The sequence below is a fragment of the Aquabacterium sp. T101 genome, from assembly GCF_057219775.1.
Genome location: NZ_JBXVVZ010000001.1, coordinates 882,753 through 905,875, shown reverse-complemented (window position 1 = coordinate 905,875; position 23,123 = coordinate 882,753). Strand labels below are relative to the sequence as shown.

The following is a 23,123-nucleotide window of genomic DNA, read 5'->3' as shown; positions in this document are numbered from 1 at the left end:
GCGGGGTGGATCGATCGGCGGTGGCAAAGAGCGCGCGGCGACAATGCGTCGTCCGCGTGAAGGGCGCGATTTTAGCGGCCTGCCTTGACTGCCCCGACCCGATTCGTCCTCGTCAACACCAGCCATGCCGGCAACGTGGGTGCGGCCGCGCGCGCGCTGCGCGTGATGGGCTTCGACGATCTGGTGCTGGTGGCGCCGCGCTGGCCCGACGTGCTGCAGCGCGAGGAGACCGTGGCAATGGCCAGCGGCGCGCTCGACGTGCTGCAGCGGGCCCGGGTGGTGGACACGCTGGCCGAGGCGCTCGACGGCATGGCGCATGTGTGCGCCACCGCGATGACGCCGCGCGACTTCGGACCGCCCACGCGCGCGCCCCGGGCGCACTTCGAGGTTCTGGCGGCGCAGCCGCCGTCGGTGGCCTTCGTGTTCGGCAGCGAGCGCTTCGGCCTGTCCAACGACGACGTCTACCGCTGCCACGTCTGCCTGTCGGTCCCCACCGACCCTGGCTACGGCTCGCTCAACCTCGCCCAGGCGGTGCAGCTGGTGGCCTACGACTGGCGCATGGCGCTGGGGGGCTTCCCGGTCGTGCCGCGGACGGCCGCCCCGGCGGTGGCCGACGCGCAGGCGGTGCAGGGCCTGCTCGACCACTGGCGCGAGGCGCTGGTGGCGGTGGGCTACCTCGATCCGGCGGCGCCGAAGAAGCTGCTGCCGCGGCTGAACCAGCTGCTCAACCGCGCCCAGCCCACCGAGGAGGAGGTGCACATCCTGCGCGGCATCGCCCGTGCGCTGGCCGGCGCCAGCAGAAAGTAGCCTGCCCGCCTACACTGGCAGGCCCCGAACGGACACTGACCGAGATGTTCGACCGACTGCGTGAAGACATCGCCTGCATCCGCGAGCGCGACCCTGCGGCGCGCTCGACGTGGGAGGTGCTCACCTGTTACCCGGGGCTGCATGCGCTGTTCTTCCACGGCTGGGCGCATGCGTGCTGGCTGGCGGGCTTCCGCTGGCTGGGCCGCTTCATCTCCCACGTCTCGCGCTTCCTCACGGGCATCGAGATCCACCCCGGCGCCCGCATCGGCCGCCGCGTCTTCATCGACCATGGCATGGGCGTGGTCATCGGCGAGACCGCCGAGGTGGGCGACGAGTGCACCATCTACCAGGGCGTCACGCTGGGCGGCACCTCGCTGACCAAGGGCGCCAAGCGGCACCCCACGCTCGGGCGCGGCGTGATCGTCGGTGCCAACTCGCAGGTGCTGGGCGGCTTCACCGTCGGCGACGGTGCGCGCATCGGCTCCGGCGCGGTGGTGGTCAAGCCGGTGCCGCCGGGCGCCACCGCGGTGGGCAACCCGGCGCGCATCATCGCGGCCGACGTCGACGCGCAGCGCGAAGCCGTGGCGGCCCGCATGGGCTTCTCGGCCTACGGCGTGACGCAGGGCGACGACCCGGTGGCGCAGGCCATGAAGGGCCTGATCGACAACGCCGCCGGGCACGAGCACCAGATCGCGCTGCTGTGGCAGGCGATCGAGAAGCTGTCGCAGCGCGCGCGCGAGCTCCCCGGCGACGACTGCGTGCCGCAGGACGCCCAGAAGCTCGAGCAGTTCGACGCCGAGCGGCTGAACCGGCTCGTCAAGTAGCCCCCGGGGGGTGGCGCCGGCCGACGCGGGTCAACCCCCGGTGTCGCCGCGCCGTTGCCGCTGGCACACTGGCTTGCGCGCCACGTCGGCGCCGCAGCGAACAACGAGGAGACGATGATGGGTATCGGGCGCAACTGGGCGCGGCCGCTGGCGGCTGCGCTGATTTCGGCGGTGGCGCTGGCCGGCGCGGCGCAGGCGCAGCCGGTCGAGCGCGAGGGCGTCAAGCTCGAGGCCACCGCGTCGCTGGGCGGCGCGGCGCTGCAGCTCAACGGCGTGGGCGTGCGCACGCGGGCGATCTTCAAGGTGTACGTGGCCGGCCTGTACGTGCCGCAGAAGTCCACCAATGCCGCGGCGCTGCTGGCGCAGAAGGGTCCGCGGCGCATGGCGCTGACGATGCTGCGCAACCTCGATGCGGACTCGTTCGCGGGCGCCCTCAACGACGGCCTGCGCAACAACCACACCGAGGCCCAGCTGGCCGGCTTCAAGGCCCAGATCGACGCGCTGAACGCGGCGCTCAAGGCGGTGGACGAGGTGAAGAAGGGCGACGCGGTGAACCTCGAGTTCACCCCCGAGACCGGCACCCGCATCACGGTGAACGGGCAGCCCAAGGGCCCGGCGATTCCGGGCGAGGACTTCTACACCGCGGTGCTGCGCATCTGGCTCGGCGACAAGCCGGCCGACGCCGACCTGAAGAAGGGCCTGCTCGGGGGCTGAGCCCCGGGCGCCGGCCGCGCGCTCAGCCGCGCGGCGGCGACTGCACCGGCGCGGGCAGCGGCTTGGCCGCCGGCGTGCCGGCCGGGGCGCGCGTGACGCGCGTCTTGCCGCCGGTGGTCACCAGGATCACGGCGTCGCCGGGCTGGAAGCTCTCGCCGGCCTTGGCCTGCACGATCGCGCGGCGCTCGCCGCTCTTCATCTGCAGCAGGATCTCCACCGCGTCCTCGCGCGTGGCGCTGCGCTCGATGGCGTTGCCGATCACGGCGCCGGCCACCGCACCCACCACCGCGATGGCGGCCTGCTCGCGCCCGGACGAGCGGGTGGAACCGGCCACGCCGCCGAGCACGGCGCCGGTGGCCGCGCCGGTGCCGGACTGCGAGCCGTCGACGGTGACTTCGCGCACCGACAGCACGGTGGCGTCCTGCACCGAGGACAGGCGCTGCGCGTCGCCGCGCTGGACGACGTCTGGGCTGGTGGTGGTGCAGGCGGCCAGCAGGGCCAGGGCCGCCGCGGCGGTGAGGGTCTTCAGCATGAACGAGGCTCCATCGGGGTCATCGGCTGCCCAACGGCCGCCGCAGGCCGGAGGTTGACGCCTTCGCGTGCCCCGCGTGCGTGTGCGAACGTAAAGAAGCGTTTCCGCCTGCGCCGCGCGCGCCTGCGGAGGTCGGTGTCAGCCGCGTTCAGCCATGCAGGCGCGAGCTGCGCGGCACGCTTGCGAGCAAAAACTCCATCTGGTCGGCCAGGATGCGGCGGCCACGCAGGATCATGTCCTCGTGCAGGCTCGGCACATAGGGCAGGTACAGCAGGGTCATGCGGGCTTCCTCGGGCAGGCGGTTGCCCTTGCGCCCGTTGCACGCCCGGCAGGCCGTGATGCAGTTCATCCAGGCGTCCTCGCCGCCGCGCGACACCGGCACGATGTGCTCGCGCGTCAGGTCCTCGAAGCCGAAGCGGCCACCGCAGTAGGCGCAGACCTGCCGGTCGCGCACGAACAGCTTGCTGTTGGTGATGGTGGGCACGGCGCGCCAGGCGCGACTCGGGATCGCGCCGCGCACCGCGATGATCGGGTGCACCTCGATGCGCGACTGCCGTCCGGTGGCACGGTGCCATCCGCCGCGCAGCACGTGGCAAGCATCGCCCAGCGTCCACGCCACGCCGTCGCTGGCGTAGATCACCGCCGCTTCCTTGGGCGTGATCCAGGCCTGCGGCCTGCCGGAGACATCGAGTTGGAGGACGTCCACGGAGCGGAGAGTAAACGATTCCTCCGTGGCGCCTCAATGACAGGGCTCAGGCCGCTGTCGCGGCGTGCCGACGCGTGCGGTCCATCAGCCGGGCCAGGCCGTGCAGCGCGTCCACGTTCGGCGTGTCCACGCCGACCCGCGCACCGATCTCGCGCACCGCGCCGACCAGCGCGTCCAGCTCGAGCGCGCGCCCGGCCTCGGCATCGACCAGCATCGAGGTCTTGAACGCGCCGAGCTGGCGGGTGACCGCCATGCGCGCCTCGGGCGTCTGGCCGATCGGGCAGCCGATGCGCTCGCCGATGGCGGCCGCCTCGCGCATGCCGCGCGCCATGAAGGCGGCCACGAGTTCGTCGTCCATGATCGCGTCGCAGGTGGCGCCGGTCAGCGCCGACACCGGGTTCATGGTCATGTTGCCCCAGAGCTTGAACCAGATGTCGCGCCGCACGTCGTCGCTGCGCTCGACGCGAAAGCCGCCGCGCTCCAGGACGCCGGCCACGGCCTGCACCCGCTCGCTGCCGCCGCCGCGCGGCTCGCCCACGATCAGCCGGTCGCCGAAGCCGTGCGTCACCTCGCCCGGCGCGCTGCCGCGGCAGGTCAGGTGCACCACCGCGCCGAGCGTGCGGTCCAGCGGCAGCGTGCGGCCGATCGTGCCGTCGGGGTCCACGCTGCGCAGCGGCGCGGCCTGCGGGTCCGTGGCGGCGAGGAACCACCAGGGCACGCCGTTCATCATCGGCAGCACCAGGGTGTGCGGCCCGAGCAGCGGAGCCAGCGTGGCGGCATCGGCGGCCAGGGCCTGGCCCTTGAAGGCGATCACCAGCAGGTCGGCCGGCCCCAGGTCCTGCGCCCGGTCGGACACCGGCAGTGGCACGGTGCGCCGCGAGCCGTCGGATTCCACCAGGGCGAGCCCGTGGCGGTGCACGGCGTCCAGCGTCGCGCCGCGGGCCAGGCCGCGGACGTCTTCCCCGGCCAGGGCGAGCCGCGCGGCCAGCAGGCCGCCGATGGCGCCGAGGCCGGCGATGCAGATCTTCATGGGCAGGCTCCCTGGGGTGATGCCCCGCGATGCTAGGGCGCCCGAGACTGCGGGTTAACCCTTATTCGACGTAGGCGCACCGGTCTAGAAAAGCGCCCCTTTTCGACGCTTCGGCCGAGGGGAAGTCTGCAAAATAGAACGAACGTTCGATTTGCATGACCTTGGCCACCGACACCGCCACCCGCCACGCCCGCCCCGCCCTGAAGGGGCAGCAGACCCGCGCCGCGATCCTGGACGCCGCGCTCGGCCTGGCGTCGCACATGGGGCTGGAGGGCCTGTCGATCGGTGCGCTGGCCGAGGTGACGCAGATGAGCAAGTCGGGCGTCTTCGCCCACTTCGGCTCGCGCGAGGAACTGCAGATCTCGGTGGTGCGCGAGTACCACGCGCGCTTCGAGGAAGAGGTGTTCTATCCGGCGCTGCGCGAGCCGCGCGGCCTGCCGCGCCTGCGCGCGCTGTTCGAGCACTGGGTCAAGCGCGTGTCGGTCGAGATCGACTCGGGCTGCATCTACATCAGCGGCGCGGTCGAGTTCGACGACCGGCCGGGCCCGGTGCGCGACGCGCTGGTGTCGATGGTGCGGGCGTGGCACGCCGCGCTCGAGCGCGCGATCCGCCTGGCGGTGGCCGAGGGCCACCTGCAGCCCGACACCGACGTGATGCAGATGCTGTTCGAGGTGCACGGCCTGATCCTGGCGCTGCACCACGACGCCCGCTTCCTGCGCCAGCCCGGCGCGCTCGACCGCGCGCACCGCGCGTTCGACAACGTGCTGGCGCACTACCTGCCCCCCGTCGATGCCGCGGCCGCCCGGCCGAAGCGTCGCTGAACCCGATCCGAACCCCCGCGAAGGAAACCCCATGGCCCAGTACACGCCCCCGCTGCGCGACCTGAAGTTCGTGCTGCACGAGCTGCTCGACGCCGTGCCCACGCTGCGGCGCATCCCCGCCTATGCCGACCTCGACGCCGACACCGTCGACGCGGTGCTGGAGGAGGGCGGCAAGTTCGCCGCCGAGGTGCTGCAACCGCTGAACATCAGCGGCGACCAGGAGGGCTGCACGCTCGACAAGGCCACCCACGAGGTGCGCACGCCCAAGGGCTTCAAGGAGGCCTACGCCAAGTACGTCGAGGGCGGCTGGCCCGCGCTGTCGTGCGACCCGGCCTACGGCGGCCAGGGCCTGCCGCACCTCGTGAACCAGTGCTTCTACGAGATGCTCAACTCGGCCAACCAGGCCTGGACCATGTACCCCGGCCTGTCGCACGGCGCCTACGAGTGCCTGCACGAGCACGGCACGCCGGAGCAGAAGCAGCTGTACCTGCCGCGCCTGGCCAGCGGCGTGTGGACCGGCACCATGTGCCTGACCGAGCCGCACTGCGGCACCGACCTGGGCCTGCTGCGCAGCAAGGCCGAGCCGCAGGCCGACGGCAGCTACCGCATCAGCGGCCAGAAGATCTTCATCTCGTCGGGCGAGCACGACATGGCCGAGAACATCGTGCACCTGGTGCTCGCGCGCCTGCCCGACGCCCCGGCCGGCAGCAAGGGCATCTCGCTGTTCGTGGTGCCCAAGTTCCTGCCCACTGCCGACGGCACGCCCGGCGCGCGCAACGGCATCGCCTGCGGCGCGCTGGAGCACAAGATGGGCATCCACGGCAACGCCACCTGCCAGATGAACCTCGACGGCGCCATCGGCTGGCTCGTGGGCGAGCCGCACAAGGGCCTGCCGGCGATGTTCGTGATGATGAACGCCGCGCGCATCGGCGTGGCCAACCAGTCGCTCGGCCTGACCGAGGTGGCCTACCAGAACGCGGTGGCCTATGCCAAGGACCGCATCCAGATGCGCAGCCTGTCCGGCCCCAAGGCGCCGGACAAGCCGGCCGACCCGATCATCGTGCATCCCGACGTGCGCAAGATGCTGCTCACCGCGCGCGCCTATGCCGAGGGCGCCCGCGCGCTAGCGCTGCACACCGTGCTGCTGCTCGACCTGGAGCTCAAGAGCGACGACGAGGACGAGCGTCGCGCCTGCGCCGACGAGGTGGCGCTGCTGACGCCGATCCTGAAGGCCTTCTTCACCGACAACGGCTGGATCGCCACGTCGCACTGCATGCAGGTCTACGGCGGCCACGGCTACATCGCCGAGTGGGGCATGGAGCAGTTCGTGCGCGACTCGCGCATCAACATGATCTACGAAGGCACCAACACCATCCAGTCGCTCGACCTGCTCGGCCGCAAGGTGCTGCAGGACAACGGCAAGAAGCTCAAGGCCTTCGGCCGGCGCATCGCCGAGTTCGTCGAGGCCGAGGGCACCGACGAGGCGATGCAGGAGTTCGTCAACCCGCTGGCCGACCTGGGCGACAAGGTCACCAAGCTGACCACCGAGCTGGGCATGAAGGCCTTCGGTAATGCCGACGAGGTCGGTGCCGCGGCGGTGGACTACCTGCGCCTCGTCGGCCACCTGTGCTTCGCCTACTTCTTCGCCCGCATGGCGCGCATCGCGCTGGACAAGAAGGACTCGGGCGACCCGTTCTACACCGCCAAGCTGGCCACGGCCCGCTTCTACTTCGCCAAGCTGCTGCCCGAGACCGCCGGCCTGATCCGCAGCGCGCGCGCCGGCGTCGCCCCGCTGATGGCGATGGACGAAGCCCTGTTCTGATTCCCCCGGAGACAACCCCATGAACCGATTCCTCGTCCGCAAGGTCGCCGTCCTCGGCGCCGGCGTCATGGGTGCGCAGATCGCCGCGCACCTGGCCAACGTGCGCGTGCCGGTGGTGCTGTTCGACCTGCCCGCCAAGGAGGGGCCGAAGAACGGCATCGTCACGCGTGCCATCGACGGCCTGAAGAAGCTCAAGCCATCGCCCCTGGGCTTGGCCGACGAGGCCGCGCTGATCCAGGCGGCCAACTACGAGGAGCACCTCGACCTGCTGAAGGACTGCGACCTGGTGATCGAGGCGATCGCCGAGCGCATGGACTGGAAGCTCGACCTCTACCGGAAGATCGCGCCGCATGTGGCGCCGCACGCGATCCTGGCGTCCAACACCTCGGGCCTGTCGATCACGAAGCTGTCCGAGGCGCTGCCCGCCGAGATGGGCCCGCGCTTCTGCGGCATCCACTTCTTCAACCCGCCGCGCTACATGGCGCTGGTGGAGCTGATCTCGACGCCGGCCACGCGCGCCGACATCCTCGATCAGCTGGAGACCTTCGTGACCACCGCGCTCGGCAAGAGCGTCGTGCGCGCCAAGGACACGCCCAACTTCGTCGCCAACCGCGTCGGCATCGCGGGGATGATGGCCACGATGATCGAGGCCGGCAAGTTCGGCCTGGGCTTCGACGTCGTCGACGACCTCACCGGCAAGAAGATGGGCCGCGCCTCCAGCGGCACCTTCCGCACCGCCGACGTGGTGGGCCTGGACACGATGGCGCACGTGGTCAAGACCATGCAGGACAACCTGCGGGGCGACCCGTTCTACGACACCTACCGCACGCCCGAGGTGCTGTCGGGCCTGATCGCCCAGGGCGCGCTGGGCCAGAAGACGGGCGCGGGCTTCTACAAGAAGGTCGGCAAGGACATCCTGCGCCTGGACCCGGCCAAGCGCGACTACGTGCCCGCCGGCGGCAAGGCCGAGCCGCTGGTCGAGCGCATGCTGAAGAAGGCGCCGGCCGAGCGGCTGAAGCTGCTGCGCGAGTCGACGAACCCGCAGGCGCAGTTCGTGTGGGCGATCCTGCGCGACTCGTTCCACTACTGCGCGGTGCACCTGGCCGACATCGCCGAGACCGCGCGCGACGTGGACTTCGCGATGCGCTGGGGCTTCGGCAGCCAGCAGGGCCCCTTCGAGCTGTGGCAGGCCGCGGGCTGGACCCAGGTGGCGCAGTGGATCGCCGAGGACATCGCCGCCGGCAAGGCGCTGTGCGCCGCGCCGCTGCCGGCCTGGGTGACCGAGGGCCCGGTGGCCGCGGCCGGCGGCGTGCACACCGCCGGCGGCTCGTGGAGCCCGTCGCTCGGCCGCTTCGTGCCGCTGCGCGACCTGCCGGTCTACGCCCGCCAGGCCTTCCGCGAGGATGTGCTCGGTGCCGGCGCCCCGGCGCCGCTGTCCACCGGCACCGAGGAGTTCCGCAACGACGAGGTGCGCGTCTGGTCGGCCGACGGCCAGGTGCTGATCGCCTCGATCACCGCCAAGCTGCACCTGATCTCGCCCACGGTGACCGAAGGCCTGCTCAAGGCAGTGGAGATCGCCGAGGCGAAGTACCAGGGCCTGGTGATCTGGTCGCCCGACGACGTGTTCTCGGCCGGCGCCAACCTCGAGTCGCTGCTGCCGGTGTTCATGAAGCTCGGCGCCAAGGGGATCAAGCCCGAGGAGAAGAAGCTGCAGGACGCGATGCTGTGCATCCGCTACGCGCAGGTGCCGGTGGTCAGCGCGATCCGCGGCCTGGCGCTGGGCGGCGGCTGCGAGCTGGCGGTGCACAGCGCCCGCCGCGTGGCCCACATGGAAAGCTACGTCGGCCTGGTGGAAGTGGGCGTGGGCCTGATCCCCGGTGCCGGCGGCCTGGCCTACATCGCGCGGCGTGCCGCCGAAATGGCCTCGGCCGCGGGCGCCAGCGCCGACCTGTTCGCGTTCCTGAAGGAGCCGTTCACGTCGGCCGCCACCGCACGCGTGGGCACCAGTGCGCTGGAAAGCCGAAAGCTCGGCTTCCTGATCGACGGCGACGTGATCGTGGCGCACAAGGACGAGCTGCTGCACGTGGCCTGCGCCCAGGTGCGCTCGATGGCCGAGTCGGGCTACCGGCCGCCGCACAAGGCGCTGTTCCCGGTGGCCGGCCGCAACGCCATCGCCACCATCAAGGGCCAGCTGGCCAACCTGCGCGACGGCGGCTTCGCCAGCGCGCACGACTTCCACATCGCCACGCTGATCGCCGAGGTGGTGTGCGGCGGCGACGTGGACGCCGGCTCGCTGGTCAGCGAGGAGTACCTGATGGCCCTGGAGCGCGACCGTTTCTGCGCGCTGCTGGAGCACCCGAAGACGCAGGAACGCATCATGGGCATGCTGCAGACGGGCAAGCCGGTGAGGAATTGATCCCCCCCGTTGCGCCGTTGGCGCTCCCCCCCGGGGGGGCGGCGCCGACGGGCCGGCGGAGCCGGACCCGTGGCGCCTGCTGGTGGGTGGCTGGTGACTCTTTTTGGAGATAGCGATGAGCAAGCAAGTTCAGGACGCGTACATCGTCGCGGCGACGCGCACGCCGATCGGCAAGGCCCCGCGGGGCATGTTCCGCAACACGCGGCCGGACGACCTGCTGGTGGCGGCGGTGCGCAACGCGCTGGCCCAGGTGCCGGGGCTGGACCCGAAGGCGATCGAGGACGCCATCGTCGGCTGCTCGTTCCCGGAGGCGGAGCAGGGCATCAACATGGCGCGTGCGGCGATGGTGATCGCCGGCCTGCCGCACTCGGTGGGCGGGGTCACCGTCAACCGCTTCTGCGCCAGCGGCATCACCGCGATCCAGATGGCGGCCGACCGCATCCGCGTCGGCGAGGCCGACGTGATGATCGCCGGCGGCGCCGAGAGCATGAGCATGGTGCCGATGGGCGGCAACAAGCCGAGCTTCAACCCCGAGGTCTTCACGCGCGACGAGAACGTGGGCATCGCCTACGGCATGGGCCTGACCGCCGAGAAGGTGGCCGCGCAGTGGAAGGTCAGCCGCGAGAAGCAGGACGCCTTCGCGCTGGCGTCGCACCAGAAGGCGCTGGCCGCCATCGCCGCCGGCGAGTTCGGCGCCGAGATGACGCCGGTGGACATCGTCGACCGCTTCCCGAACCTGGCCACCGGTGAGGTGTCCACCCGCACGCGCACCGTGGCGCTGGACGAGGGCCCGCGCGCCGACACCACGCTGGAAGCGCTGGGCAAGCTGCGCCCGGTGTTCGCCGCCAAGGGCAGTGTCACCGCGGGCAACAGTTCGCAGACCAGCGACGGCGCCGGCGCGCTGATCCTGGCCAGCGAGCGCGCGGTCAAGCAGTTCGATCTCAAGCCGCTGGCGCGCTTCGTGTCGTTCGCGGTGCGCGGCGTGCCGCCGGAGATCATGGGCATCGGCCCGATCGAGGCCATTCCCGCCGCGCTCAAGGCCGGCGGGCTCAAGCTCGACGACATCGGCTGGTTCGAGCTGAACGAGGCCTTCGCCGCGCAGGCGCTGGCGGTGATCGAGACCTGCGGCCTGGACCCGGCGCGCGTCAACCCGATGGGCGGCGCGATCGCGCTCGGCCATCCGCTGGGCGCCACCGGTGCCATCCGCGCCGCCACCGTGGTGCACGCGCTGCAGCGGCGCAACCTGAAGTACGGCATGGTCACCATGTGCGTCGGCATGGGGCAGGGCGCGGCCGGCATCTTCGAGCGCGTCTGACCCAGGCCCCCGGGCGCGCCATGCGACGCCGTCGTCTCGCCCTCGCGGCCGCTGCCGGCGCCCTGGTGCCGCTGGCCGGCTGCGGCACGGCGCCGGTGCAGACCTTCCCGACGCTGGCGTCGGCGCAGGCTGCGCTGGCGGCGCTGGACAGCCGCGACCGCACCGATGGCGCGTGGTCGCTGCCGCAGGTGCTGGTGCACCTGGCGCAGAGCGTCGAGTACTCGATGGATGGCTACCCCGAGCTGAAGTCGGCCCTGTTCCGTGCCGCGGTGGGCCGGGTGGCGTTCGCGGTGTTCGAGTCGCGCGGCGCGATGGGCCATTCGCTGTCCGAGCCGATCCCCGGTGCGCCAGCGCTCGACCCGGCGCAGGCGCTGGACAGTGCCCGGCAGCGGCTGGCGTCCGCGCTGCTGCGCTTCGAGGCCCATGCCGGGGTGCTGGCGCCGCACTTCGCCTATGGCGAACTGGACAAGGCGCAGTACACGCGCGCCCACCTGATGCACCTGGCCAACCACTGGACCGAGAAGGTCCGCACCTAGGAGCCGAGCCCCCATGCAGACGATCGAGATCGATGCCGCGCCGGGCCTGCGCCTGGCCGGCACGCACTTCGCGCCCGGCGGCGCGCCCCGCGCCGCGGTGCTGATCGCGCCGGCCATGGGCGTGAAGCAGGAGTTCTATGCCGGCTTCGCGCAATGGCTCGCCGGCCAGGGGTTCGCGGCGCTCACCTTCGACTACCGCGGCGTCGGCCGGTCGCGCCCGTCCGGCCTGCGCTCGCTGCGCGAGGTCGACGCCGACCTGTTCGACTGGGCGGCCGACACCGACGCCGCGATCGACGCGCTGACGGCGCGTGCGCCCGGCGTGCCGCTGTACGTGGTGGGGCACAGCCTGGGCGCGCAGCTGGCGGGCATGCTGCGCCACCGCGACCGCATCGCCGGTCTGGTGTCGGTGGCCGCCGGCAGCGGCTACTGGCGCCACAACGCGTGGCCCACGCGCCGCGTCGTGCTGTACTTCTGGCATGTGCTGGTGCCGCTGGCAACCTGGGTCTGCGGCTACTTCCCCGGCGCCCGGCTGCGCAAGGTGGGCGACGTGCCGCGCGGCGTGATCCTGCAGTGGCGCCGCTGGTGCATGCATCCGCGCTACCACGTCGGCGCCGAGGGCGAGGCCCTGCGGCACCAGTTCGCCCAGGCGCGCTTCCCCGTGGTGGCGCTGTCGATGACCGACGACGAGCTGATGACCGAGCGCAGCACGCGGGTGCTGATCGACTGCTACGAGAATGCGCCCCGCGAGCTGCACCGCATCGCGCCGCAGGACGGCGGGGCGCGGCGCATCGGCCACTTCGGCTTCTTCCGGCCCCAGTTCGAGGCCACGCTGTGGGCCCGGGTGACCGGCCTGTTCCAACGTTTCTCCCAGGGAGCCCCTGCATGAGCATCCGCACCGGCACCGTCGACGGCGTGGCCACCATCGAGATCGCGCGGCCCGAGAAGAAGAACGCGCTGACGGTCGAGATGTACCAGGCCATGGCCGACGCGATCCACGCCGCCACCGACGACGCGGCCGTGCGCGCGCTGCTGATCACCGGCCAGCCGGGGATCTTCACCAGCGGCAACGACCTCGAGGACTTCATGCGCCGTCCGCGCGGCGGCGAGGACTCCCCGGTGTTCCAGTTCATGCGCGCGCTGGTGGACTGCGACAAGCCCGTCGTGGCCGCGGTCACCGGCGCGGCCATCGGCATCGGCACCACGATGCTGCTGCACTGCGACTTCGTCTACGTGGCCGACGACGCCCGCCTGGCGATGCCCTTCGTCGGCCTCGGCCTCGTGCCGGAGTTCGCGTCCAGCCTGCTCGTGCCGCAGCTGATGGGCCATCGCCGCGCCGCCGAGAAGCTGCTGCTGGGCGACCCGTTCACGGCCGAGGCGGCGGTGGACTGCGGCATCGCCAGCGCGGTGCTGCCCGCCGGCGAGGTGATGGCGCATGCTCGCCGCGTGGCCGAGCGCTTCAACGCGCTGCCGCCGGGCGCGGTGCGCGAGTCCAAGCGACTGCTGCGCGCGCCGTCGCGCGACGCGGTGCTGGCGCAGATCCGTACCGAAGGCGAGACCTTCGGCCGGCGCCTGACCAGCCCGGAGGCGCGCGAGGCCTTCCAGGCCTTCTTCGAGAAGCGCCGGCCCGACTTCTCGAAGTTCTGAGGCGAGCCATGAGCCTGACCGCCAAGCTCGTGCTGTCCCCGCTGCTGGTGGCCCAGGCCCTGGCCACGCGGGCCCGCCTGCCCAGGCTGCCGGAAGCGTCCGGCGCCCGCGAGGGCACGGTCGGCCGCGGACCGCGGCTGCGGCTGCTGATGCTGGGCGACTCGTCCGCCGCGGGCGTGGGCGTGGCCGACCAACAACAGGCCCTGGCCGGCGTGCTGCCGGCGGCGCTGGCCGAGCGCGCCGGGGTGCGGGTGCAGTGGCGCCTGGTGGCGCGGTCCGGTGCCACGAGCGAGCAGTGCCTCGAGATGCTGGCCGCCGAGCCGCCGTTCGAGGCCGACGTCGCGGTGGCCGTGCTCGGCGTCAACGACGTCGTCGAGCAGAAGCCGTCGCACCAGGCGGTGGCGGCGCGCGAGTCCATCGCCAACCGTCTGCGCAACGCCCACGCCGTGGCGCACGTGGTGTTCGCGCCGCTGCCGCCGGTGCATCGCTTCCCGGGCCTGCCGCAGCCGCTGCGCTGGGTGGCCGGCCGCGACGCGCGGCGCCACGACGACGCCGTGGCGCAGTGGGCGGCCACGCGCGACGACGTGAGCCATGTGCCGATCGAGCTGCCGCTGAACCCGGCCCTGATGGCGCCCGACGGCTTCCACCCCGGCGAGGTGGTCTACCGCGTCTGCGGCACGGCGCTGGCCGAGCACATCGCCGACTCGGTCTGGCCGCGCCTGCGCGGCTGAGTCGGCGCGGGCACCACAGCGTGCGTCAGGCGCCGGCGGCGGCCTCGGCACCGCTGCCGCAGCTCGGGCAGTAGTGGAAGAACGCGTTCTTGCGTGTCTGGCAGGTGCCGCAGGGGTCGAACAGCTTCAGCCCGCAATGCACGCAGAAGTTGGCCGGTGCGCTGCCGGTGGTCAGCACCGGGCGCTCGCAGGCCGGGCACACGTTGGCCGCGAGCTTCTTCACCGCGTCGTCGGCGGCGAGCCCCTGGCGCCGCTCGGCCTCGGACTGCTGCGCCACGGCCTGGCGCCGCGCGAGGTAGCGCCGCATCGCCTTGATGACGTAGTGGCCCACCACGGCGGTCAGCACCACGCCCACCGCATGGCGCACGTAGCCGCCCCAGCTCGGCAGGTAGGGCACCAGCTCGACGAAGAAGGCGAAGCCGGCGAACAACACGAAGCCCCGGAACAGCGGCCAGTAGTCGCTGCCGCGCTGCCGCAGCCACAGCCAGCCGGCCACGCCCAGCAGCGGCAGCGTCAGCGCCAGGCGCCAGCCGAACACGCGCAGCTCCTGCGTGAACAGGGCGCGCTGCCAGGCGCTCTGGGCCTGTTCGCGCAGGCCGGCCTGGCGTTCGCGAAGCGCGTCGGCGCGCTGCGCCAGGTCGAGCTGCGTCTGGCGCAGCGCCTCGGTGGCCTTCTGCGCGTCGCGCTCGGCGGTCTTGAGCGTGTCGAGTTCGCGCGTGCGGCGCAGCAGCTCCGGGTCCTGCTGCGGGTCGGTGGTCGCGGTGCGGGTGGCCAGCCAGTTCTGGTGCGTGGCGCGGGCGGCGTTGTAGGCGTTGCGCGCCGACTCCAGCGCCAGCGCGGCCTGCTGGGACTGCGCGGCCGCCTCGCGCACGCGCGGCTCCAGGGCCTCCAGCTCGCCCTCCAGGGCGGCGACGGCGCCGCGCGGCTGGACGAAGTCGTCCACCGACAGCGGCTGCTCGAGCCGCGGCAGGTCGGCCACGACGCGGCCGCCCAGGCCGATCAGGAACGTGGCGAAGGCCAGCGACACCAGCCACATGACCAGGGCGAACAGCTTCTCGGGCACACGCAGGAACTTGAACATCGGGGCCTCCCGTTCTTTCGACGCGGGCCGATGATTCCACGCGGCCCGGCCGCGTCAACCGCGCGGCGACGGGTATCACCCGGCGAGACGCTCAGTCCTTCGGCACGGGCCTGGGCCGGCCCTGGCTGTCGATGGCGACGTAGGTGAGATTGGCCTCGGTCACCTTCACCACCTCCGGGTGGGCCGGGTTGCGCTCGGCCAGCACTTCCACGTGGACCGTGATCGAGGTGTTGCCCACGCGCTCGATGCGGGCGTAGAAGGACAGCAGGTCGCCCACCGACACCGGCTGCTTGAACAGGAACTGGTTCACCGCCACGGTGGCCAGGCGGCCCCGGGCCACGCGGGCCGGCAGCACGGCGCCGGCCAGGTCGACCTGGGCCATCAGCCAGCCGCCGAAGATGTCGCCGTTGCTGTTGGTGTCGGCCGGCAGCGGCATCACGCGCATCACGAGTTCGGCCCCGTCGGGCAGCACGGGCGGGGCGAGCAGGGTGGAGGGGGCGGCGGTCATGGCGGGGCGTCGGGCGTGGCCCCGATTCTTCCACGACACTTGAGGCATGCGCCGAACGTCGATGCCCAGTCCCGCGATCCCCCTGCCCGCGTCCGCCGCGCCCACGCCCCCGGCCGTGGGCTTCGCCCCGGTGCGCAGGCTGCTGCCCTATGTCTGGCAGTGGAAGTGGCGGGTGCTGTTCGCGTTGGCCTGCCTGGTGGCGGCCAAGCTCGCCAACGTGGGCGTGCCGCTGGTGCTCAAGGCGCTGGTGGACGCCCTCGACCTCAAGCCGGGCGACCCGCGCGCGCTGCTGGTGGTGCCGGTGGCGCTGCTGCTGGCCTACGGCGCGCTGCGCGTGTCGGTGACCCTGTTCACCGAGCTGCGCGAATACCTGTTCTATCCGGTGGCCGCGCGGGTGGCGCGACGCGTGGCGCTGCAGACCTTCGAGCACCTGCTGGCGCTGTCGCTGCGTTTCCACCTCGAGCGCCAGACCGGCGGCGTGTCGCGCGACATCGAGCGCGGCTCGCGCGCGATCCACTCGCTGCTGAACTACTTCATCTACAACATCCTGCCCACGCTGGTGGAGATCGGCATGGTGATCGTGCTGCTGGCCGCCACCTTCGACGGCTGGTTCGCCGGCATCACGCTGGGTGCGCTGGTGGCCTACATCGGCTACACGGTGACCGTGACCGAGTGGCGCACGCACTTCCGGCGCGCGATGAACGAGCAGGACAGCCGTGCCAACACGCGCGCGGTCGACGCGCTGATCAACTACGAGACGGTCAAGTACTTCAACAACGAGCGCTTCGAGGAAACGCGCTACGACGAGAACCTGCAGCGCCTGGAGAAGGCCTCGGTCAAGAGCCAGACCTCGCTGTCGGTGCTCAACCTCGGGCAGAGCCTGATCATCTCGGTGGCCGTGACGCTGCTGGTGTGGCGCGCCACGCTGGGCGTGGTGGACGGCCGTCTGACGCTGGGCGACCTGGTGCTGGTCAATGCGCTGATGATCCAGCTCTACGTGCCGCTGAACTTCCTCGGCGTGATCTATCGCGAGATCAAGCAGTCCACGGTGGACATGGAGAAGATGTTCGCGCTGCTCGGCCAGAACCGCGAGATCGCCGACGCGCCCGACGCGGCACCGCTGCAGGTGACCCATGGCGCCGTGCGCTTCGACCGCGTGAGCTTCGCCTACGACCCGGCACGGCCGATCCTGCAGGACGTGAGCTTCGAGGTGCCGGCCGGCGCGACGGTGGCCGTGGTCGGCGCGTCCGGCGCCGGCAAGAGCACGCTGGCGCGCCTGCTCTACCGCTTCTACGACGTGCAGGGCGGATCGATCAGCATCGACGGCCAGGACCTGCGCTCGGTGACGCAGGGCACGCTGCGCGCGGCCATCGGCATCGTGCCGCAGGACACGGTGCTGTTCAACGACACGGTGGAGTACAACATCGCCTACGGCCGCCCCGGCGCCGGCCGGGCCGAGGTGGAGGCGGCGGCGAAGGCGGCGCACATCCACGACTTCATCGTGTCCACGCCGGCCGGCTACGACACCATGGTGGGCGAGCGCGGCCTCAAGCTGTCGGGCGGCGAGAAGCAGCGCGTGGCCATCGCGCGCACGCTGCTGAAGAACCCACCGATCCTGATCTTCGACGAGGCCACCTCGGCGCTGGACTCGGCCAACGAGCGCGCCATCCAGGCCGAGCTGCGCAGCGCCGCCCAGGGCAAGACGGCGCTGGTGATCGCGCACCGGCTGTCCACCGTGGTGGACGCGCACGAGATCGTGGTGCTGGACCAGGGTCGCGTGGTGGAGCGAGGGTCGCACCCGGTGCTGCTGGCGCGGGGCGGGCGCTACGCTCGCATGTGGCAGCTGCAGCAGTCCGGCAGCGACGACACCTAGACGCAGAGCGACCCATGGACACCAAGTGGCTCGAGGACTTCGTCAGCCTCGCGCAGACCCGCAGCTTCTCCCGCTCGGCCCAGCTGCGCCACGTGACGCAGCCGGCCTTCTCGCGCCGCATCCAGGCGCTGGAGGCCTGGGCCGGGGTGGACCTCGTCGACCGCTCCATCTATCCGACCCGGCTCACGCCCGCGGGCGAGACCTTCCTCGCGCAGGCGCACGAGATGCTCGCCAGCCTGCAGGCCACGCGCAACCTGATGCGCAGCCACCAGGCCAGCGGCAGCGACATGATCGACTTCGCGCTGCCGCACACCCTGGCCTTCGCCTTCTTCCCGCAATGGCTGCTGGAGCTGCGCCAGACCTTCCCCCAGCTCAAGACGCGGCTGATCGCGCTCAACGTTCACGACGCGGTGCTGCGCCTGACCGAGGGCCACTGCGACCTGCTGCTGGCCTACGACCATCCGTCGCAGCCGCTGCAGCTGTCGCCCGACCGCTACGAGATGCTCACGCTGGGCCAGGAGACGCTGGCGCCCTTTGCCCGCGCCGACAGCGAGGGCCGGCCGATCTGGCGCCTGCCGGGCGCGGCCTCGTCGCGCCTGCCGTTCCTGAGCTACGCCTCGGGCGCCTACATGGCGCGGCTGGTGGAGCACATCGTCAAGTCGGCGCCGCAGCCGGCCTACCTGAACCTGGTCTACGAGACCGACATGGCCGAGAGCCTGAAGGCGATGGCGCTGGAAGGCCACGGCCTGGCGTTCCTGCCGGCCAGTTCGGTGCGCAAGGACCTGCGCGCCCGGCGCCTGGCGCCGGCCGGCGACGCCGGCGCCTGGGAACTGGTGATGGACGTGCGCATCGTGCGCGAGCGCCCCGGCTCGGGGCGCCTGGTCAAGCCCGGTGCGGCGGCGCTGTGGGAGCACCTCGAGCGCCAGGTCGCGCCGCGACGCTGATTGCGGGTTAACCCGTGGCGGTCATGCGGCGCATGCATGGCCCTTCCGGCAAAAGGCATTGGCACACGGGCGCCGTGCATGGGTACATTGCGCGCCCATGCCGGTCCTGGCGGACGGCAGATCCGGCCCGGCCCCTCGGCCACCGGGTGCGTTTCTTGCGGGTGAGTACGGGGAACCGCTGACGGCCCCCTTCCTACAATCCGCGTTCCATTCGTCCCAAGCACCTCAGGAGTGTCCTGTCCATGAAGAAGTCGCTTTTCGTCCTGGCCACGCTCGCCGCGTTCGCGGCGCAGGCCCAAACCACCGACACGCTCAAGAAGATCAAGGACACCGGCACCGCCACGATGGGCGTGCGCGAGTCCTCCGGCGCGCTGTCCTACACGCTGGGCGACGGCAAGTTCGCCGGCTTCCACATCGAGGTCTGCCAGAAGGTGCTGGCCGACGTGCAGAAGCAGCTCGGCCTGGCCAAGCTCGACATCAAGTTCCAGCCCGTCACGTCGCAGAACCGCATCCCGCTGGTGCAGAACGGCACCGTGGACATCGAGTGCGGCTCGACCACCAACAACGCCACGCGCCAGAAGGACGTCGCCTTCGCCGTCACCACCTACGTCGAGGAAGTGCGCATCGCCGTCAAGGCCAATTCCGGCATCACCTCGATCGCCCAGCTCAACGGCAAGAAGGTCGCCACCACCACCGGCACCACCTCGGTGCAGCACCTGCGCAAGCATGAGCGCGGCGCCGGCGTGAACTTCGACGAGGTGTTCGGCAAGGACCACGCCGACAGCTTCCTGCTGCTCGAGACCGGCCGCGCCGACGCCTTCGTGATGGACGGCCAGATCCTGGCCGGCAACATCGCCAAGGCCAAGAACCCGGCCGACTTCCGGATCGTCGGCGAAGTGCTGTCGGTGGAGCCGATCGCGATCATGATGCGCAAGGACGACCCGGCCTTCAAGAAGGCGGTGGACGACAGCATCAAGGCGATGATGAAGTCCGGCGACATCGCGAAGCTGTACGACAAGTGGTTCATGCAGCCGATCCCGCCGACCAACACCCGGGTCGGCCTGGCGCTGTCCGAGGCGACCAAGAACGCCTGGGCGAACCCGAACGACAAGCCGCTCGAGGACTACCTGAAGAAGTAAGAGCGAACAAGAATCCCGGGCCCGCGAATCGCGGGCCCGGTTCTTCCGGGAGGAGGGTTGCGTGGCGCTATTCGGCATCGACACCTTTTGTCGAGACACCATCGACAAGGAACTGGTCGCTAACTGCCTGAAGTCGGCAGAAGGCGACACCACCTACCTGCACTGGCTGCTGCAGGGCTGGGGCACCGCGGTGGCGCTGGCGTTGCTGGCGCTGGTGGTGGCCATGGCCTTCGGCGTGCTGATGGGCATCCTGCGCACCACGCCGAGCAAGGTGCTGGTGCTGCTGGGCGACGTGTGGACCGAGCTGTTCCGCAACGTGCCGCTGATCGTGCAGCTGTTCCTCTGGTACTTCGTGATGCCGGAGCTGGTGCCGCCGCTCAAGGCGCTGCCGGGCTTCGTGCTGGCCTTCATCGGCCTGGGCCTGTTCACGTCGGCGCGCATCTCCGAGCAGATCAAGGCCGGCATCCTCGCGCTGCCGCGCGGCCAGCGCTACGCCGGGCTGGCCATGGGCCTGACGCTGCCGCAGACCTACCGCTACGTGCTGCTGCCGATGGCCTTCCGCATCGTGATCCCGCCGCTGACCAGCGAGAGCATGAACATCATCAAGAACTCGTCGGTCGCCTTCGCGGTGAGCGTGTCCGAGCTGACGATGTTCGCGCGCCAGGCCGGCGAGGAGACCTCGCAGCCGGTGCTGATGTTCCTGGCGGTGACGCTGCTGTACTTCGTGTCGGCCTTCGCCGTGAACCGGCTGATGAAGTGGGTCGAGGCCCGTGTCCGCGTGCCGGGCATGATCGGCGGCAAGTGAAGGCGACGCGATGAATCTCGACTTCTCCTTCCTGAGCTGGGAGGTCATCCGCAGCTACGTCGCCAGCGGCTTCGTGTTCTCGATCCAGCTCACGCTGGTGGCCATGTTCGGCGGCATCGCGCTGGGCACGGTGCTGGCGCTGATGCGCCTGTCGGGCAGGAAGTGGCTCGAGGTGCCCGCCACGCTGTACGTGGACACGCTGCGCTCGATCCCGCTGGTCATGGTGATCATGTGGTTCTTCCTGCTGATCCCGTTCCTGATCGGCAAGCCGATCGGCGCCGAGGTGTCGGCCATGATCACGTTCACGCTGTTCGAGGCGGCGTACTACTCCGAGATCATGCGCGCGGGCATCCAGAGCGTGCCCAAGGGGCAGGTGTACGCCGGCTATGCGATGGGCATGACCTATTCGCAGACCACCCAGCTGATCGTGCTGCCGCAGGCGTTCCGAAACATGCTGCCGGTGCTGCTGACGCAGACGATCATCCTGTTCCAGGACACGTCGCTGGTGTATGCCATCGGCGCCTACGACCTGCTCAAGGGCTTCGAGACCGTGGGCCGCAACTTCAATCGCCCGGTCGAGACCTACCTCGTCGCCGCGGCGCTGTATTTCGCCATCTGCTTCTCGCTGTCGTACCTGGTGCGCAGGCTGCAGAGCAGGATCGCCATCATCCGATGACTGTGTTCAACCAAGCCCAGGCACGGACCCGGCTCCGCCGGTCCGTCGCCTGCGCCCCCCCGGGGGGCAGCGACCGAAGGGAGCGTGGGGGCCCATGATCGACATCAAGAACGTCAGCAAGTGGTACGGCAGCTTCCAGGTGCTGACCGACTGCACCACCACCATCAAGAAGGGCGAGGTGGTCGTGGTGTGCGGCCCGTCGGGCAGCGGCAAGTCCACGCTGATCAAGACCGTCAATGCGCTGGAGCCGATCCAGAAGGGCGACATCGTCGTCGACGGCATCAGCATCTCCGACCCCAAGACCGACCTGCCCAAGCTGCGCAGCCGCGTGGGCATGGTGTTCCAGCACTTCGAGCTGTTCCCGCACCTGTCGGTCACCGAGAACCTCACCATCGCGCAGATCAAGGTGCTGGGGCGCACGCCCGACGACGCCAAGGCGCGCGGCCTGAAGATGCTCGACCGCGTGGGCCTGAGCGCGCACAAGGACAAGTTCCCGGGTCAGCTCTCCGGCGGCCAGCAGCAGCGCGTGGCGATCGCCCGCGCGCTGAGCATGGACCCGATCGTGATGCTGTTCGACGAGCCGACCTCCGCGCTCGACCCCGAGATGGTGGGCGAAGTGCTCGACGTGATGGTGCAGCTGGCCCAGGAAGGCATGACCATGATGTGCGTCACCCACGAGATGGGCTTTGCGCGCAAGGTCAGCCATCGCGTCATCTTCATGGACGCCGGCCGCATCGTCGAGGACTGCACCAAGGACGACTTCTTCGGCAATCCCGACGCACGCTCGCCGCGGGCCAAGGACTTCCTGTCGAAGATCCTGCAGCACTGAGCCCGGCGGCTACTTCCTGATCTCGAACTTCTCGACCCGCTCGGTGGCCACGCTGTCGGAGCGGGCCACGTAGTAGCCGTCGCTGGCTTCGAACACGAAGCGGCACCACTCCTCGGTGGGCACGCCGCGCCACTCGATCAGGATGCAGTAGCGGCCGTCGTCCGAGATGTGCCACTTGCCCGGCGCCGTGGTGGGCCGGCCGGCCACCCGCGCGTCCATGCCCGCCCCCTGGTTGTCCGACGACGCGATGAAGCGGCCGCCGGCCCCGTTGGTCCAGAAGTGCTGGTTGCCGCGCTGGCTGATGCGCGACATCTTGGCGCCGGGGATCAGCGCCGTGACCTCCTCCTTGGACAGCTTGCGCGGCTTCTTGTCCGCGATGTCGCGCAGCGTCAGCGGCGCGGTTTGTGCCGCCGCGACCGTGGCCACGCCGAGCGCGACCCATCCCCACCCGTTGAGCTTCATGCCCTGCTCCCGAAAGAACCGCAGCAACGATGTTGCGCCGGGGTCGCCGGAAGCCGCAACAGGGCGCCGGGCTTCGATCTGGGGGGGAGCAGCGCGCTCGGGCCGGTCAGCGGCGCGGCGTGGCGGCGACGGCGTCCGGGCCGGCGGCCGCCAGCGCGGCGACGCCGCGCAGCACGTCGCCGACGATCAGCACCGCCGGGCTGCCGATGCCGGCGCGGCGGGCGTCGTCGGCCAGCGCGGCCAGCGTGGACACGAGCCGTCGCTCGGTCGCCGTGGTGGCGCCCTGCACCAGCGCGGCCGGCGTGTCGGCGGGCAGGGCGCCGCACAGCCCGGTGCAGATCGACGGCAGCTGGCTCACGCCCATGTACACCACCAGCGTCAGGCCCTGGGCCGCGGCCGCACCCAGCGTGGGCCAGTGCGGCGCGCTGCCGCCGTCGCGGGCATGGCCGGTCACCAGCATCACGCCGCGTGCATGGTCGCGGTGGGTCCACGGCACGCCCAGCGCGGTGGCCGCGGCCAGGCCCGAGGTGATGCCGTTGACCACCTGCACCTCGATGCCGGCGGCGCGCAGGTGCTCGGCCTCCTCGCCGCCGCGACCGAACACAAAGGGATCGCCGCCCTTGAGCCGCACCACGCGCTCGCCGCGCTGTGCCTGCGCCACCATCAGGCGGTGGATGAAGGCCTGCGGCGTGCTCGCGCAGCCGCCGCGCTTGCCCACGTGGACCACGCGTGCGCTGCGGCGCGCGTAGCGCAGCACGCCGTCGCCGACGAGGTCGTCCACCAGCAGCACGGTGGCGGCGCGCAGGGCGCGCACGGCCTGGATCGTCAGCAGTTCGGGGTCCCCCGGGCCGGCGCCGACCAGCGTCACGCGGCCGGGGCGCGGTGCGTCGTGCGGACGGTCCATCGCC

The 23,123-nt window shown here is 71.2% G+C and carries 24 protein-coding genes; 17 read left to right on the top strand and 7 right to left on the bottom strand.

What is annotated here, in order from left to right; all coding sequences use genetic code 11:
* Positions 1-84: 84 nt before the first annotated feature.
* Genes AC2EAQ_RS04170 through AC2EAQ_RS04160 form a run of 3 tightly spaced genes read left to right on the top strand, consistent with a single transcriptional unit; the run spans position 85 to position 2,345 of the window.
* Positions 85-807, top strand: a complete 723-nt coding sequence (locus AC2EAQ_RS04170) for an RNA methyltransferase (RefSeq protein WP_484640506.1) — start codon at positions 85-87, stop codon at positions 805-807.
* Positions 808-851: 44 nt separating this feature from the next.
* On the top strand, positions 852-1,631 hold the full coding sequence (gene cysE, locus AC2EAQ_RS04165) for a serine O-acetyltransferase (RefSeq protein ID WP_484640505.1): 780 nt from the start codon (positions 852-854) through the stop codon (positions 1,629-1,631).
* A 54-nt stretch (positions 1,632-1,685) separates the two neighbouring features.
* Positions 1,686-2,345, top strand: a complete 660-nt coding sequence (locus tag AC2EAQ_RS04160; protein WP_484640504.1) for a chalcone isomerase family protein — start codon at positions 1,686-1,688, stop codon at positions 2,343-2,345.
* Between the two features lie 22 nt (positions 2,346-2,367).
* On the opposite strand, the gene AC2EAQ_RS04155 is transcribed toward AC2EAQ_RS04160, so the two are convergent.
* From AC2EAQ_RS04155 to AC2EAQ_RS04145, 3 genes are all read right to left on the bottom strand, one after another.
* On the bottom strand, positions 2,368-2,877 hold the full coding sequence (locus AC2EAQ_RS04155) for an outer membrane lipoprotein (RefSeq protein WP_484640503.1): 510 nt from the start codon (positions 2,875-2,877) through the stop codon (positions 2,368-2,370).
* Between the two features lie 148 nt (positions 2,878-3,025).
* Entirely contained in the window at positions 3,026-3,583 is a 558-nt protein-coding gene (locus tag AC2EAQ_RS04150; protein ID WP_484640502.1) for an HNH endonuclease, read from the bottom strand.
* Positions 3,584-3,629: 46 nt separating this feature from the next.
* Positions 3,630-4,613 (bottom strand): 2-dehydropantoate 2-reductase, encoded by a 984-nt coding sequence (locus AC2EAQ_RS04145; protein WP_484640501.1) that lies wholly within the window; start codon positions 4,611-4,613, stop codon positions 3,630-3,632.
* Positions 4,614-4,768: 155 nt separating this feature from the next.
* On the opposite strand from AC2EAQ_RS04145, the gene AC2EAQ_RS04140 reads away from it, so the two are divergent.
* The 8 genes from AC2EAQ_RS04140 (at position 4,769) to AC2EAQ_RS04105 (ending at position 13,898) form a co-directional block, all read left to right on the top strand.
* Positions 4,769-5,434 carry a TetR/AcrR family transcriptional regulator gene (locus AC2EAQ_RS04140; protein WP_484640500.1) on the top strand — a complete coding sequence of 222 codons (666 nt, stop codon included), beginning with the start codon at positions 4,769-4,771 and terminating at the stop codon, positions 5,432-5,434.
* Between the two features lie 31 nt (positions 5,435-5,465).
* Positions 5,466-7,256: an acyl-CoA dehydrogenase C-terminal domain-containing protein gene (locus tag AC2EAQ_RS04135; protein ID WP_484640499.1), complete on the top strand. Its 1,791-nt coding sequence runs from the start codon at positions 5,466-5,468 to the stop codon at positions 7,254-7,256.
* A 19-nt stretch (positions 7,257-7,275) separates the two neighbouring features.
* On the top strand, positions 7,276-9,672 hold the full coding sequence (locus tag AC2EAQ_RS04130; protein ID WP_484640498.1) for a 3-hydroxyacyl-CoA dehydrogenase NAD-binding domain-containing protein: 2,397 nt from the start codon (positions 7,276-7,278) through the stop codon (positions 9,670-9,672).
* A 115-nt stretch (positions 9,673-9,787) separates the two neighbouring features.
* Positions 9,788-10,987: an acetyl-CoA C-acyltransferase gene (locus tag AC2EAQ_RS04125; protein WP_484640497.1), complete on the top strand. Its 1,200-nt coding sequence runs from the start codon at positions 9,788-9,790 to the stop codon at positions 10,985-10,987.
* A 20-nt stretch (positions 10,988-11,007) separates the two neighbouring features.
* Positions 11,008-11,523, top strand: coding sequence for a DUF1569 domain-containing protein (locus AC2EAQ_RS04120; RefSeq protein WP_484640496.1), 516 nt, complete (start codon positions 11,008-11,010; stop codon positions 11,521-11,523).
* A 13-nt stretch (positions 11,524-11,536) separates the two neighbouring features.
* The gene (locus AC2EAQ_RS04115) at positions 11,537-12,409 is read left to right on the top strand and encodes an alpha/beta hydrolase family protein (protein ID WP_484640495.1); all 873 of its coding nucleotides are present in this window, start codon (positions 11,537-11,539) and stop codon (positions 12,407-12,409) included.
* Positions 12,406-13,167 carry an enoyl-CoA hydratase gene (locus tag AC2EAQ_RS04110; RefSeq protein ID WP_484640494.1) on the top strand — a complete coding sequence of 254 codons (762 nt, stop codon included), beginning with the start codon at positions 12,406-12,408 and terminating at the stop codon, positions 13,165-13,167. Before AC2EAQ_RS04115 ends, AC2EAQ_RS04110 begins: the two co-directional genes overlap by 4 nt.
* A gap of 8 nt (positions 13,168-13,175) precedes the next feature.
* Complete coding sequence (locus tag AC2EAQ_RS04105) at positions 13,176-13,898, top strand: SGNH/GDSL hydrolase family protein (protein WP_484640493.1); 723 nt, start codon at positions 13,176-13,178, stop codon at positions 13,896-13,898.
* A 25-nt stretch (positions 13,899-13,923) separates the two neighbouring features.
* Here AC2EAQ_RS04105 and AC2EAQ_RS04100 read toward each other — a convergent pair whose 3' ends face one another.
* Positions 13,924-14,979, bottom strand: a complete 1,056-nt coding sequence (locus AC2EAQ_RS04100; RefSeq protein WP_484640492.1) for a serine endopeptidase — start codon at positions 14,977-14,979, stop codon at positions 13,924-13,926.
* Between the two features lie 91 nt (positions 14,980-15,070).
* Complete coding sequence (locus AC2EAQ_RS04095) at positions 15,071-15,487, bottom strand: acyl-CoA thioesterase (protein ID WP_484640491.1); 417 nt, start codon at positions 15,485-15,487, stop codon at positions 15,071-15,073.
* A gap of 46 nt (positions 15,488-15,533) precedes the next feature.
* On the opposite strand from AC2EAQ_RS04095, the gene AC2EAQ_RS04090 reads away from it, so the two are divergent.
* The 6 genes from AC2EAQ_RS04090 (at position 15,534) to AC2EAQ_RS04065 (ending at position 21,753) form a co-directional block, all read left to right on the top strand.
* Positions 15,534-17,360 carry an ABCB family ABC transporter ATP-binding protein/permease gene (locus AC2EAQ_RS04090; protein WP_484640490.1) on the top strand — a complete coding sequence of 609 codons (1,827 nt, stop codon included), beginning with the start codon at positions 15,534-15,536 and terminating at the stop codon, positions 17,358-17,360.
* 14 nt (positions 17,361-17,374) lie between these two features.
* Complete coding sequence (locus AC2EAQ_RS04085; protein ID WP_484640489.1) at positions 17,375-18,304, top strand: LysR substrate-binding domain-containing protein; 930 nt, start codon at positions 17,375-17,377, stop codon at positions 18,302-18,304.
* A gap of 242 nt (positions 18,305-18,546) precedes the next feature.
* A complete protein-coding gene (locus AC2EAQ_RS04080) occupies positions 18,547-19,443 on the top strand; it encodes an amino acid ABC transporter substrate-binding protein (RefSeq protein WP_484640488.1) in 897 nt (298 codons plus the stop codon).
* A 61-nt stretch (positions 19,444-19,504) separates the two neighbouring features.
* Positions 19,505-20,248 carry an amino acid ABC transporter permease gene (locus tag AC2EAQ_RS04075; RefSeq protein WP_484640487.1) on the top strand — a complete coding sequence of 248 codons (744 nt, stop codon included), beginning with the start codon at positions 19,505-19,507 and terminating at the stop codon, positions 20,246-20,248.
* Between the two features lie 10 nt (positions 20,249-20,258).
* Complete coding sequence (locus tag AC2EAQ_RS04070) at positions 20,259-20,924, top strand: amino acid ABC transporter permease (protein ID WP_484640486.1); 666 nt, start codon at positions 20,259-20,261, stop codon at positions 20,922-20,924.
* A 94-nt stretch (positions 20,925-21,018) separates the two neighbouring features.
* The gene (locus AC2EAQ_RS04065; protein ID WP_484640485.1) at positions 21,019-21,753 is read left to right on the top strand and encodes an amino acid ABC transporter ATP-binding protein; all 735 of its coding nucleotides are present in this window, start codon (positions 21,019-21,021) and stop codon (positions 21,751-21,753) included.
* A gap of 9 nt (positions 21,754-21,762) precedes the next feature.
* On the opposite strand, the gene AC2EAQ_RS04060 is transcribed toward AC2EAQ_RS04065, so the two are convergent.
* A complete protein-coding gene (locus AC2EAQ_RS04060; protein WP_484640484.1) occupies positions 21,763-22,215 on the bottom strand; it encodes a DUF995 domain-containing protein in 453 nt (150 codons plus the stop codon).
* A 106-nt stretch (positions 22,216-22,321) separates the two neighbouring features.
* Positions 22,322-23,119: a uroporphyrinogen-III C-methyltransferase gene (cobA, locus tag AC2EAQ_RS04055; RefSeq protein WP_484640483.1), complete on the bottom strand. Its 798-nt coding sequence runs from the start codon at positions 23,117-23,119 to the stop codon at positions 22,322-22,324.
* Between the last annotated feature and the right edge of the window lie 4 nt (positions 23,120-23,123).